This is a genomic window from Psychromonas sp. SR45-3 (genome assembly GCF_014163575.1).
Classification (GTDB): Bacteria; Pseudomonadota; Gammaproteobacteria; order Enterobacterales; family Psychromonadaceae; genus Psychromonas; species Psychromonas arctica.
The window spans coordinates 143,282-156,361 of sequence record NZ_JACJDP010000005.1 but is presented as its reverse complement, the minus strand read 5'-3'; the positions used below and the strand labels follow the sequence as shown (position 1 = coordinate 156,361).

The window sequence follows — 13,080 nt, the reverse complement described above, 5'->3', positions numbered from 1 at the left end:
CGGTAAGACCAACCTATTAAAACCTGTCTAAGTCGGAAGTCATGAAAGACTGTCAAAGCGATGAGGATAATAGGTGCGCAAACATCTTAGGCTAGAGGGTAGCTCTCTCAATAAAAAGCCGTATATACGAACGCATCTTATATGTTTATGTAAATTAATCGTTGTAAAACAGGTGGAGTCCATATACGACTTAGTAAAATGTTGTTGATTCACTCTAAATTAGATGCCAAAATTACTGTTCTAGAAGAGGAAACCTCTTGAAAATTACTGCTCAAAAAGAAATATTATAAATCTTATTTAGTAAAAAACCTCCGTTTAATAGGAGGTCAATTGAAGCTAATTATCAGCATATAGGAATTAATATCCTTATATATCAGATAGAATTAAATCGGCACCTTTTTCTGCAACCATCATAACTGGTGCGTTCGTATTTCCAGATGTTATATTTGGAAATATGGATGCATCTACAATCCTTAGGCCTTCCATACCATGAACCTTTAATCTATGGTCTACGACTGTTTTAGAAATATCTGAGCCCATCGCACATGAACCACATAAGTGGTAAATCGAACCAGACTGCTCCCTAAAGAATTTAAGCATACTGTCATCGTCAAAAACTTCACTTGCAGGCTTTACTTCCTCAACAGTAAGGTATTTTAGAGATGGGGCAGTCATTAGGTGTCGAATAAATTTAGATCCTTGTACTGCTTCTGTAATATCTTTTTCTGTTGATAAGTAGTTAGGCTTAATTAAAGCATCTACATTAGGATCATTTGACACAATAGATATTTCACCACGACTTGATGGCCTACATGGGTTAAATGCGACTAAAAATCCTGAATATGGTTCGGGCTTTAATTTAGCATTAGTGTCTTTAGGAATTTCATATGACATAGGATTGAAATAGAGCTGTAAATTTGGCTCTTGCTCCGTACCTGTACCTTTAAAAAAACCACCTCCCTGATTAACACTCATAGATAGTGGGCCTGTACGATTTACTATGTATTCAAGGCCTGCTTTGGCTTTACCGTAAACAGTCCCTAATTCATCATTTAAGGTTGTCTGATTCGCTTTATAATAAAAACTAACACATAGATGATCTTGTAAATTTTTACCAACTGCAGGTAGGTCATGTATCACTTTGACATTATGCTGATTTAAATGCGCAGCGTCGCCGACGCCAGATACTTGTAGTAACTTTGGTGTACCCACAGCACCAGCCGTTAATATCACTTCTTTTATTGCTTTAAAGTGTATAAGTTTATCTGCTACTTTGACGTCAACTCCAATCGCTTTTTTATTATTATCAAACAATATTTTCTGTGCAATAGAGTAATGCGATATCGTCAAATTTTTGCGTTTTTTAACAGGCTCAAGATAAGCAAAGCTGCTTGAGTCACGTAAACCACGTCGGATATTTGCTTCATAAATGCCAGCACCTTCAAATTCAGCGCCATTAAAATCGTCATTCATTTTATAACCTAATTCTTTACAGCCCTTTAGGTAATAATCACAGATCTTATGAGCCCCATTTTTCATTTGAGTAATACCAATCAATCCTTTTGAACTATGGTATTTAGTATCGCCTAAAGGGTGATCTTCTAGCTTTTTAAAATAAGGCAGAACATCATCATAACCCCAGCCAGGATTACCATTGGCTTCCCAATCGTCAAAATCTTTACGCTGACCACGTACGTAGATCATAGCGTTTATTGATCCAGAGCCACCTTGAACCTTTCCTCTTGGTGCATAGATTTTTCTATTTGCTAATTCTTTTTCTGGCTCACTATAATACATATAATTATATTCAGGATTATAGTAAGTTTTTGCAAATCCAATGGGTAATTTAATCCAAGGTAGAGTATCTCGTCCACCTGCCTCTAATAATAATATAGAATGTTGTCCAGATTCACTTAAGCGATTGGCTAAAATACAACCTGCAGAGCCAGCACCTACAATAATGTAATCATATTCCATGTTCTGCCCCTCCATTTATAATTTTTCTTTCCAATTTTCTGATGTTGCTTCAACAACATTATATGGCTTTGGATCCATCGATAAGTGTAACTTTCGACTTGTGTATGGCGATGAAAATTTAATCGCATCCATATTTAACTCAACTCCAAGGCCTGGCTTTTCTGAAGGAATAATGCATCCTTTATCCCATTCAATTTTGTTTTCTAATACATCTGCATGGAAACCATCCCAAGTCATAATACTTTCTTGAATAAGGAAGTTTGGCGTTGCAACGGCTAGTTGAATACTGGCTGCTGCACCAATTGGGCCATTGTACAAATGAGGAGCTATTTGTGCGTAGTGAACTTCAGCCATTGATGCTATTTTTTTAGCTTCTAAAATACCACCTACACGACCTAAATTCATTTGCAATATGGAGGCTGCATTGTGACGTAAAACGTCATGGAACTCATACTTGGTTGTTAAACGTTCGCCTGTAGCAACTGGAATAGATGTTTTCGTAGCGACTCGAGCCATTGCCTCATTTTGTCCTGGCGGAACGGGTTCTTCAAACCATAGTGGATCAAAAGGTTCCAAGCGCTTAGCTAAACGAATTGCTGATGACACGCACATTTGGCCATGGGTCCCAAATAACAAATCACATTTATTGCCAACAGCTTCTCGGATACGGGCACAAAAAGATGCTGATTTATCTAATGCTTCTAGTGATATCTGATGTCCTGAATAAGCACTATAGGGACCAGTTGGATCAAACTTTAATGCAGTAAATCCTTGCTCCATATTTTTAATTGCACATTCAACGGCGAGATCAATATTATCGTAATCATATTCACCTAGGCTGTTTTCTGGATATAAATAAGTATAAGATCGTAATTTTTCGTTAACTTTCCCACCAATTAACTCATAGACAGGTTTATTTGCTGCTTTACCTATAATATCCCAGCACGCCATCTCTAAACCACTAAATACACCCATCATAGTTAAGTCTGGCCGTTGTGTGAAACCACTTGAGAAGGCCTCACGATAAAAACGTTCAACATGGTGTGGGTCATACCCCTTTAAATAGCGATCAAATACGTCCTGAATCGCAACCTTCATGACTTCAGGGTGAAAAGTCGCTGCATATACTTCACCAACACCTTCAATTCCGCAGTCGGTTTTTATTTTTACAAAAATCCAATACATACCACCGATATGCGGGGGAGGTGTTGCGACGATGTGTGTTTCTAAATGTGATACTTTCATGATTGTATTCCTTGTTTTTTGTCATTCAGATTTCGTAATTTTAAACATGCAACAGCACCTAAAATTCCAACTATTGCGATATAACTAAAATATAAGTGGTAAACAGTTAGCCCCTCATAGCGTTCAGCTATATAGCCGTTTAACATTGGTAAGAAAATGTCGGGGGTGTATGCAATTAATGAAATAACACCAATTGCAAGTCCTGTTACGTTCATCGGGATATCACAATCATCTAAAATAGCCCAGTAAAGTCCTCGGATAGCGTAAGTAAGCACTCCAATAATTAATACAATGATAAGAACAAATGTAATGCTTTGTAGTTGAGGTAGGAGAACCATCCCTAATAAGAATAGTGATGCCCCTAATAATGATATTGCAAGAATATTTTCATTACGAAACTTATCTCCAAGAAACCCCCCTCCAATACCTCCAATTGGGCGCATCCATAATTTAGCAACGGTAATAAAGCCTGCGGTTACCGCACTAATTTCATAGCTTTCTTGTAAATAAGCTGAAAATGAATAAGTTGCCCAGAATAATTGATACCCACAAAATATAACTGTTGCAACTAACCACATTTCAGGTATTGATGCTAAGAACTTTAAGTTACTCCATAAATTATCTGTGGATTTTAGCTTTTTTACTTTTTCAGTTTTTTTTGCATCCTTTAGAAATAAAAATATAACAACAGCCAGCCCTAAGCATGTGTATGAATACATATGAATCACTTGCTTAATTGCAACTGCTGTTGTCTCTCCATTACTTTCAATACTATAAGCAAAAATAGAGATAGCTATTGTAGCTAATATGGCTTCAACGAGCCCTCTACCTCCATCGAGAATGCCAAAGAACCGTCCTTGTTGGCCTTTTCCTGCCAACATCTTTACACCTTTAAGTAAAGATGCCCAAAATGTGAGACCAGATGCAATACCCCAACCTAAGAAAATATAAAGTAATATTTCTTTTGATGGTACTGTGGCAAATAACATACCTAATCCACCCGTCATGGCCATAGAAAATGTAATCAGTAAACGAGGGGGGATTCGATCTGCTAACCAACCACTTGGCACATAGCAAACCATAAACATTACACCTAATAATGAATAATAATTCCCTAATTCAGTAATGGTAATATTAAAAGTTTCAAGAATTGAAACTTCAAAATTTTGGCGTAAATACAAGAGAGGGTAAATTGCACCGCTCGCAAGTAGTAATAAAATAAATTGAAAATAACGACTAATATTGCCTTTTAAAGATGCAGGAATTCCTACAACTGTGTTTAGTGTTGTATCAGACATAATAATACCTTTTAAGAAAAACCTGCTAGGTTTAACAGGTTGTCAATATTTAAGTTATTGCTTTTATTTAGTATTTCGCAATAACGAGCCTTGTTTGGGTGTAATCTAACATGCCGTGTTTTCCATCATCCCCACCTAAACCTGAGCGTTTCCAACCAGAGTGGTAACCTTGGTATGGGTCTCCAGGTGTTCGATTAATATAAACTTCACCAGCTTCAATATTATTAGCAGCTTGCATTGCATTTCGGTAATTTTCGGTATAGATAAGGGAGGCTAAACCGAATTGATGATCATTCGCTAATTCGATTGCTTGTTCCAATGTGCTGTAGCTTAAAACAGGTAATACAGGTCCAAATATTTCTTCTTGAATAATTTCCATATCTTGACGGCAATTTATTAACATTGTAGGAGGGTAGAAGTGTCCTTTTCCTTCGGGTATAACGCCACCAAGCACTAATTTTGCACCGTCATCAACAGCTCTTTCAACCATCTGGTGTATATGTAAACGTGCATTCTCATTCACCAGTGGCCCCATAAAGTCAGGGGAGTTAGAACGAGGTCCAAATTCAATTTTTTCCATTTCTAGTTTCAATAACTGAGTGAATTTATCTTTGATTGATTCATGCACATATACTCGCTCTACTGCAGTACATAATTGACCACAGTTCGATAGCTTAGATGCAACGATCTCTCTGGCTGCTGTTTCTAAATCTGCATCAGGTTCTACTATTGCAGGAGTTTTTCCCCCTAACTCTAAAGAAGACTTAGCTATATTTACTTGAGAGTATTCAAGAACTTTACGACCTGCACCGACACTTCCAGTTAACGTAATCATTCCTACCTTTGGGTGCGTACACATAACTTCGGCAGTCACATGATCCATTGTCAAAATGTTTACTACACCTTCAGGTAAACCTGAATCAGCAATGGCACGAGCAATTGCAAATGCTGAACATGGCGTATTATTGCTTGGACGTACAACAACGGTATTTCCAGTAATTAGAGCTGGTGCTATTTTGCGCAATAGAGTGTATACAGGATAGTTAAATGGAATTAAACATGCTACAACACCGATTGCCTCTCGGTGCAAAAACAAGTTTTCGTCAGGTGTGTCACTTGGAATTATTTCACCTTCAATACGGCGAGCCCACTCTGCGTGGTAACGGGTTATATCTGCGGCATAAATTGCTTCATTTGTCGCATCAATAAGGCTTTTACCTGACTCTAATGCTAATATGTTACCAATTTCTGGTGCTCGCTCAATTAACATATCTGCTAGTTTTTGCAGATAGCTACCACGCTCAATACTGGTTAATTTACGCCATTTTTTTTGTGCTTGAGTCGCCATTGTTACTGCATTCAATACCTCATCAACTGTAGATGAAGGAACCTGAGCTATCTGTAGCTCATTTTCCGGATTAAAAACTGCGATCGGATTGTTCGTTGTTGAATTAACAAATTGGTTATTTACAAAATTACTTTCAATTCTCATTTAGTCTCTCCTCTTGATTTTCAAACATCATAGTTTTTCAAGAAGAAAATAGTCAAACGTAAACCAACGATCTATAGTATTTTTCCATATACGGAAAAGATATTGTGGGCTAATATGAATAAAGCCATTTAAATTTTGGGTTCACTCATGTTAAAAAAATCAAAAGTTCCTGCTGTTGATAGTGCAATTCAGCTCTTAGATTTATTCGCTGCATCGCAAAACTCTCTGACTTTATCGGAAATTGTAGAAGAAACAGAGCTTGCGACATCAACAGTTCATCGATTACTTGGGGTGTTGCTCCAAAAAAATATGATTAGCATTGACCCTAGTCAAAAAAAGAAATATTGCATGGGGCCGCACATATTCCAGCTTGCTTCGACTTTATTTAGCCGCCAAGATACTATTCCAATTTTCCATCCTATTGCTGAAATTTTAAAACATGAGACTTATCATTCAGTTTATCTTCATATGGAAGTTGGTAATAGAGTAGTTGTTATTGCGAAAACTGAGTCTTCTCTTGCAAAGGCTTCAAATGTTTATATTGGTAGCACTTATCCGATGTATAACAGTGCCACTGGAAAAGCTATTTTAGCGATGCACGATGAAAAGTATCAACGAGATTATTTGTATAATGTGTTGCCAAAGCAGGCTAATGGTAATAGTGCATTAGAAGATACAATGAAAGAATTAAGGATTGTAAAGCGCCTTGGATATGCCACGATTGGTAGTGAAAATATTAGTAATTTGTGTTTTATAGCGGCTCCTGTACTTAATGCCAATAACCGTGCTATAGCAGCTATAAGTTTGGGAGTGCCTGGGCAACAATTCATACCAAGATATATAAAAAGACTATCAGGGCATCTTATTCAAGCAACAAGGCAAATGGCAGCAAGAATAGTGTAATTCCTTTACTTATTGAAATTTAAAAAATAGTAATGTTAGGAATTATGATGGGTGGGGTTGTTAATAAATGATCGAGACAATGGTCTATTATAATTATATTGAGACGAAGCTTTAATGTAATGGGTAATATTAAAAAGCTCTTTTAATGGCAATAGGCACCCAGGTAATTTTGCATTCGTTAACTTTTAATGTGGTTTTCATTATCAATTTTTATTAATAATTCACCAGCTTTTAATAGGCCAAAATTACTGTACCACTACAGAAGCGTTACACTTCTTTAAGTGATAATTAAAAGGTCAGAGAAGTACACCGTTAAAGGTTATCGAGCATTCAGTAAGGTTCAAGAAGGGTATGAATTACAAACTATTGCTATTGAGTTTGGGATAGACGTTTCCTTGCTTAACAATTGGTTTAATAAAGCTTGTTATGTAAGAGATAAATTTATACTAAGAGTAAGGGATAACCCCCCATATGTACAATTTGACGATAGAAAAAATTTACTGCCGAGTAAATGAAAAGCGGAACAAAAATATTTAGATTCTTTGACCAGAAAAATATCAAGCCATTTTAAAGAAAAGCATTCTGCTTATACATATATACTTCGCTATACGATTAATAATATTTGCAATGAGAATTCAGGAATAGAATTTAAAGATCCTAATGAACTATCTCAATTGATTAATAGGTTAAAGCCTGTCATTAATCTATCTCCCTGGCGAGTTATTACCTACCGAATAGAGCACAGCAAGTATGAAAAAAAGTGGATAAATACTCTATCAAAAATAGAAAATGTCATTAGCAGAATCAAAGGTTCAGCTAATGGTAGGGTGGGATATGGTAAAGTTATTCTTGAGTTAATTGATCCAGATGAAGCTACTTTGATAGCAAACAGTCAACAAAAACGATACTCGACATCCTTATTTTTATATTTAGTTAGGATGCATTGTATTATGATTGAGTAAGTTCTTGGAAAAGTAGATTTAACTAAAAAAAATGATGACTCAACAATACATACAGATTTGTGATGACACTAAGTTAAACTAATTATAGGATATAATCCTTGTGAGTGTGGGGCTAAAGTTAATGACTTTTTGCTTTAATAGTTCTTTTGCAATTTGACTGTGTTAAATGCATTCTATGATTATATTTATGCTTGTTTATCGGTGCTTGCTTCTGTTCAAAGTCAGGTTTGTGGATGGTGTTGGCGTCTATAAAATGGTGAATAGATCTTCGTGCCGAATAAATATTGATCAATTGTGTTTTTTGCTAGCCGATTCCTGTCTGATCTTTTATAGTTGCTTAGTTAAATGAGAAAATCCTTTGTAATCAGAGCGTCAGCTTTAGAAAAAGAGAGAGAATACATGTTAAAACGAGCCCTAGTTGTTATTGCTACCTTAAGTATTTCCATGGCCAATACTGCCATCGCTGAGACCCGTGTAACATATAAAAGTGCCAAATCGACCACTTCATATTATCAAATGGCCGTTCAGGTTGCTGAGGGGGTTAAATATGCATCTAATAGTAATATGATCCTCACCGTTGAGGAGAGCCAAGGTTCTGTACAAAACGTAAAAGAAGCTGGTAAAAATCGTGCAAACTATGTGTTCACCACTCCTCCATCTCTTATTGTTAAAGCGCGTGATGGTGTAAAGCCATTTAAAAAGGGTAAGCATACATATCAAGATATTCGTGCTCTTTATCCAATTCCATCGCTTGTAATGCACTGGGTTGTTCGAGAAGACTCTAAAATTGCAAAATTTCAAGAACTTGATGGTAAAGACTTTATTGTAGGTCGTGGTAATTTTTCGGCTCGTCAAACTATCGAACTTTTCAAAGTTCTTGGTCTTGAAGGTAAGGTTAATGCGATTGATGTTGAAGTGAGTGGCGCTGTATCTGCACTTAAGAATCGACAAGTTCAAGGTTTTGCGACTTCTTCATCTTTCCCTGCACCAAATGTGCTTGAGGCCGCGTCTTCTACGCCAATCCAGCTCCTTAGTCTTTCTGAGGAAGATTACGGTAAAGTTAAAGGAACTCCAATCACAATTCCTGCTGGGACCTATCCTGGCGTTGATACTGATACCCAAACAATTTCTCTTCCTGTTGGCGCTTACACCATGAAGAGTCTTGATGAAGAGACTGCATATCAGCTGACCAAGGCTTTTTGGGATGCTAAAAAACGTATGGCTAAAGTTGCTCCATGGTGGGGATCTGTAACAGTTGATCTTTTAGGTGAGCTTGCAGGGCCGCTTCACCCAGGTGCAATCCGTTATTATAAAGAAGAAGGTATCACTCTTCCTGCCCACTTGGTTGCAGTTCAGTAGTTTTCTTCAGAAATAAAGTTATTTGCAGGGGAAGGTTGAGAAGCTTTTCCCCTTTTTAGGTTGTAGTACGATGTCTATGAAACAAAAAATATCCCGTTCGGTCTTACTCACTTTAGCGGTAAGCTCTGTCTTCTTTCACCTCTGGCTTGTGTTTGCTGGTCTTCTACCAAACCTTGTTACACGTCCTATTCACTTGGCGCTTGCTTTGCCGTGGGTCTTTTTGGTTGGACAAAAAAGCACATTTCAGAATATAACAGGCTGGATACTTGCCTCTACAGGTATTGGCATCTGTATGTGGGTTGCTTTTAATCGTGTTGATTTAATGGATCAATATGGCTCACTTGAAACAACCGGTCAGTATGTTTGGAGTGTTGCTCTTGTTCTTATTGTTCTTGAAATGGCTCGTCGCCACGTAAAGCTATCGCTTCCGTTAGTCGCCCTCATTGCTCTTAGTTACGGCGTTTTCGGGCAATATTTGCCCGGTGAATTTGGTCATCCTGGTATTCCTGCTGATGCCTTTTGGGGGACATTAGTGCTTACCGAAGGTGGTGTTTGGGGGCCGCTTACAGGTATCTCGCTTAATGTGATTGCTGTATTTATTATTCTTGGTGCGTTTGTCAGTGCAGGCGAGGGTGGTACTGCCTTTATGAGCCTTGCAACTCGTATTGCAGGTAAGCATAGAGCAGGACCAGCAAAAGTCTCCGTTTTAGCTTCGGCATTTTTTGGTTCAATTTCGGGTTCAGCTTCAGCAAATGTTGCATCAACTGGCGCGTTTACTATGCCAACGATGAAACGACTTGGGTACCCAGCATCTTTTGCAGGAGCAGTTGAGGCCGTTGCATCTACGGGTGGGCAAATTATGCCACCGCTTATGGGCGCAGGCGCTTTCATGATGGTAGAGCTACTTCGTATTAATTATAACGAAGTTATGGCCGCTGCGATTTTGCCAGCACTGCTCTTTTTCTTTTGTGTTTGGGTAAGTGTTGATCACTTTGCAAAGCGTAATAACCTAAAAGGTCTTACTGAAGAAGAGTTGCCAAGATGGAGTGAAGTAGGGCGTCTTGCTATATTCTTCATTTTGCCTTTTGGTGTGCTCTTACTCATGCTTTTTTGTACTGACTATACCGCTCAGTATGGTGCGGCTGTTGCTACTATAATTACTGCGATTATGCTTATCGGAGATCGAAAAGGTGTTTCGAAGCTTCCTGCGGTTCTTGCTCGTTTAGAGCAGGCCTTTCTTGGTGCTGCTAAGCAGATGAGTACAGTGGCAGCTATTGTTATCTGTGCTGGTGTTATCATTGGTGTACTTAATATGACAGGCCTTGGAATAAAGGTTACTTCTGCTATTTTAGGGTTTTCTGGTGGTAACCTTTATATTGCTCTTTGTCTTACCGCTATTGCCTGTTTGATACTTGGTATGGAAGTACCTACAACAGCCGCCTATGCTATTTGTATATCTGTTGCAGGGCCTGCTCTTGAGCAACTTGGTCTTCCCGCTCTGTACGCCCACCTTTTTGTTTTTTGGTATGCTTTACTTTCAACAATAACTCCGCCAGTGTGTGGGACTGTGTTTATTGCAGCAGGTATGTGTGGTGCTCCGTGGCTCTCTGTTGCCAACAGAGCGATGCGTATTGGCGTTGGACTTTATATTGTACCTCTTGCCCTTGTTGCTAATCCTGCTTTAATTCAGCTCATTGCCAATCCGGTAATGGCTCTGCTTGCCGCTGTAAAGATTGGTAGTGGATTATGGCTTGTGAGTTACGCAGTAACAGGCCAATCTAAAAATTACTGGCAGCCAGCCATAGCAGTTATTGCAGGCCTTGTTATTATCTTTGTGTTTGGTTTTGGTCAGTTTTAGTAAACAGTTTTACTTTGTAATGGGACTGTAAATTTAATGACGTTTCTAGAGGTATTAATAAAATTAATCCGAAGTGTAATGTTCTCCAAAGGGTCATGGTGTGGTAAATAACTTATTTCGATCTGGTCGGCAGTATTTCTTCGACTCCGTTTGAAAAGTTGACCATACCATACATCTCATTAGTCCATCATCTTTAGCTAAAAGCTAGGGTTATCCAGTACACTAACATAACGTGACCATGAGGGTCAGGTCTTTCATTTTGCATTACTTAGTATTTAGCCACATATTTATAGCTTCCTCAGGCTAAGGCGGCGAAAGCGACTTACCAGTTAAGTCTGCTTTGTCGGAACAGCTGGCGTTATACACTTCATAAATTCTAGGACGCTTTGTGCGCCCTAGAAAGCTAATTGAAGTGAGATAGTCGTTTGTATTACAGTAGAATAACCTGAAAAGCTTAGTTAAAAATACCGTGCTCAAGTCTGCCAATGACATTCAAAACCATCTCAGCATCTTTATCAGTTGATAGCATATCAATAGGTAGCCTACCTCCTAATGCCTTTACTGACGTTTTTAACCATAGCAAAGCCTCTTTTTCATTTTCAAAGAATTGAACCGCAGAAATTAAAACTTTAGTATATCGTTCTGATTCATCATCATCCAATTTAATTAAACTTATCATTCTCCAATTCCTTATCAGTCTGAGGGGCGGTGTTCAGCAATTTGTTGTTTTTGTATTCTGTTTGCCGATGTCTCTTTGAATCCATAGAGCCATAAGGCAAACAAGATATATTGAGTTATATACTATGTGGTACAACCCATATCGATTTCATTCTTATTTAGGATATTGTCGCACATGTTATTTTGAAACGATAAACGGATGCATTAAAAAATTAACTTAACTAGTTTGTGAGAATTTAGTTGCCCACGTCAAATGTAAAAATCCGATCGAGTCGTTAATATGTTCTATTTAGATAACATATATTAATATTCTACTTTCCATTTCTTTTCAAGTTAACGTTCAGAAAGTAAGTTTTGGGATATCATTAACATGATATAAAATGCATTTTTTACATCTTAAATATCGATAATTGAATCTAAAAAAATTAATTTTAGTATTCAAAAGCAGTAAAAAGTGAAATTATTTTAGTGACCATTTATAAGACCCGTGTCTATTTATTAGGGCTAATTCGGTTTTAATTGATGTCGCTATTTTTTTGTTAAGTGCATGATACTAATGGCATAGTTAAACTATATCGCATTTCTTTGCAACAGAGTCTCAGGCCTTCTAAGCCGTAGGCCACAGGTTCGAATCCTGTCGGGCGTACCATTTTTAAAAAAGTTTAGTGGCGGATGTAGCTCAGTTGGTAGAGCCCCGGATTGTGATTCCGGTTGTCGCGGGTTCAAACCCCGTCATTCGCCCCATTTTTTAAATCTTAAGTTTAAAAATGTTTAAATCGTTGCGGAATTGGCGGAATTGGTAGACGCGCTAGATTTAGGTTCTAGTATCGTAAGATGTGAGAGTTCAAGTCTCTCATTCCGCACCATTTAAACAATAATATCAATTAGTTAATTATTATCCCTGACTAATTAGATATTAACAATTTCGGTGATTAGCGCAGCTTGGTAGCGCATCTCCAGTGTTTTGGAAAAGAGTTGGACCAGAGGGTTTGACCCCTTATTACAAAATACGAATAAAAATACTCGGTGATTAGCGCAGCTTGGTAGCGCATCTGGTTTGGGACCAGAGGGTCAGAGGTTCGAATCCTCTATCACCGACCACATTAAGAATAATCCGCTTAGCTAGCAATAGTTAAGCGGATTTTTCGTTTATAACATTAAAAGTGTCTTATTAGTTGAAAAGATAGCTCAAACACTAAGCTGGCGCTTATTCGCTCCATCTATCACCGACCACATTAAGAATAATCCGCTTAGCTAGCAATAGTTAAGCGGATTTTTTCGTTTATGACATTAAAGTGCCATATTAGT

Annotated in this window: 8 protein-coding genes and 3 tRNA genes; 6 read left to right on the top strand and 5 right to left on the bottom strand. The window is 37.8% G+C overall.

Annotation, left to right across the window (positions count from 1 at the left end):
* Positions 1–366: 366 nt before the first annotated feature.
* The 4 genes from H5084_RS04940 to aldA all read right to left on the bottom strand — a co-directional run bounded on the left by H5084_RS04940 (position 367) and on the right by aldA (position 6,012).
* A complete protein-coding gene (locus H5084_RS04940; RefSeq protein ID WP_182689713.1) occupies positions 367–1,977 on the bottom strand; it encodes a GMC family oxidoreductase in 1,611 nt (536 codons plus the stop codon).
* Between the two features lie 15 nt (positions 1,978–1,992).
* Entirely contained in the window at positions 1,993–3,222 is a 1,230-nt protein-coding gene (locus H5084_RS04935) for a mandelate racemase/muconate lactonizing enzyme family protein (RefSeq protein ID WP_182689712.1), read from the bottom strand.
* The gene (locus tag H5084_RS04930) at positions 3,219–4,520 is read right to left on the bottom strand and encodes a nitrate/nitrite transporter (RefSeq protein WP_182689711.1); all 1,302 of its coding nucleotides are present in this window, start codon (positions 4,518–4,520) and stop codon (positions 3,219–3,221) included. Before H5084_RS04930 ends, H5084_RS04935 begins: the two co-directional genes overlap by 4 nt.
* Before the next feature lie 67 nt (positions 4,521–4,587).
* Positions 4,588–6,012 (bottom strand): aldehyde dehydrogenase, encoded by a 1,425-nt coding sequence (aldA, locus tag H5084_RS04925; RefSeq protein WP_182689710.1) that lies wholly within the window; start codon positions 6,010–6,012, stop codon positions 4,588–4,590.
* A 147-nt stretch (positions 6,013–6,159) separates the two neighbouring features.
* Here aldA and H5084_RS04920 point away from each other — a divergent pair, with 147 nt between their 5' ends.
* The 3 genes from H5084_RS04920 (at position 6,160) to H5084_RS04910 (ending at position 11,094) form a co-directional block, all read left to right on the top strand.
* On the top strand, positions 6,160–6,915 hold the full coding sequence (locus tag H5084_RS04920; RefSeq protein WP_182689709.1) for an IclR family transcriptional regulator: 756 nt from the start codon (positions 6,160–6,162) through the stop codon (positions 6,913–6,915).
* Between the two features lie 1,361 nt (positions 6,916–8,276).
* Positions 8,277–9,236 carry a TAXI family TRAP transporter solute-binding subunit gene (locus H5084_RS04915; protein ID WP_182689708.1) on the top strand — a complete coding sequence of 320 codons (960 nt, stop codon included), beginning with the start codon at positions 8,277–8,279 and terminating at the stop codon, positions 9,234–9,236.
* A gap of 70 nt (positions 9,237–9,306) precedes the next feature.
* Positions 9,307–11,094: a TRAP transporter fused permease subunit gene (locus H5084_RS04910; protein ID WP_220485897.1), complete on the top strand. Its 1,788-nt coding sequence runs from the start codon at positions 9,307–9,309 to the stop codon at positions 11,092–11,094.
* 454 nt (positions 11,095–11,548) lie between these two features.
* Here the strand turns inward: H5084_RS04910 and H5084_RS04905 are convergent, their stop codons facing one another.
* A complete protein-coding gene (locus H5084_RS04905; protein ID WP_182689707.1) occupies positions 11,549–11,773 on the bottom strand; it encodes an antitoxin Xre/MbcA/ParS toxin-binding domain-containing protein in 225 nt (74 codons plus the stop codon).
* Positions 11,774–12,440: 667 nt separating this feature from the next.
* On the opposite strand from H5084_RS04905, the gene H5084_RS04900 reads away from it, so the two are divergent.
* The 3 genes from H5084_RS04900 to H5084_RS04890 all read left to right on the top strand — a co-directional run bounded on the left by H5084_RS04900 (position 12,441) and on the right by H5084_RS04890 (position 12,873).
* A tRNA-His gene (locus H5084_RS04900) sits at positions 12,441–12,516 on the top strand.
* Positions 12,517–12,553: 37 nt separating this feature from the next.
* A tRNA-Leu gene (locus H5084_RS04895) sits at positions 12,554–12,638 on the top strand.
* A 158-nt stretch (positions 12,639–12,796) separates the two neighbouring features.
* Positions 12,797–12,873: transfer RNA gene (locus tag H5084_RS04890), tRNA-Pro, on the top strand.
* Positions 12,874–13,080 lie beyond the last annotated feature (207 nt).

Coding starts and splice junctions, on each gene's coding strand:
- H5084_RS04935 (WP_182689712.1), bottom strand. CDS start 3,222: ATGAAAGTATCACATTTAGAAACACACATCGTCGCAACACCTCCCCCG.
- H5084_RS04930 (WP_182689711.1), bottom strand. CDS start 4,520: ATGTCTGATACAACACTAAACACAGTTGTAGGAATTCCTGCATCTTTA.
- H5084_RS04910 (WP_220485897.1), top strand. CDS start 9,307: ATGTCTATGAAACAAAAAATATCCCGTTCGGTCTTACTCACTTTAGCG.
- H5084_RS04940 (WP_182689713.1), bottom strand. CDS start 1,977: ATGGAATATGATTACATTATTGTAGGTGCTGGCTCTGCAGGTTGTATT.
- H5084_RS04920 (WP_182689709.1), top strand. CDS start 6,160: ATGTTAAAAAAATCAAAAGTTCCTGCTGTTGATAGTGCAATTCAGCTC.
- H5084_RS04905 (WP_182689707.1), bottom strand. CDS start 11,773: ATGATAAGTTTAATTAAATTGGATGATGATGAATCAGAACGATATACT.
- aldA (WP_182689710.1), bottom strand. CDS start 6,012: ATGAGAATTGAAAGTAATTTTGTAAATAACCAATTTGTTAATTCAACA.
- H5084_RS04915 (WP_182689708.1), top strand. CDS start 8,277: ATGTTAAAACGAGCCCTAGTTGTTATTGCTACCTTAAGTATTTCCATG.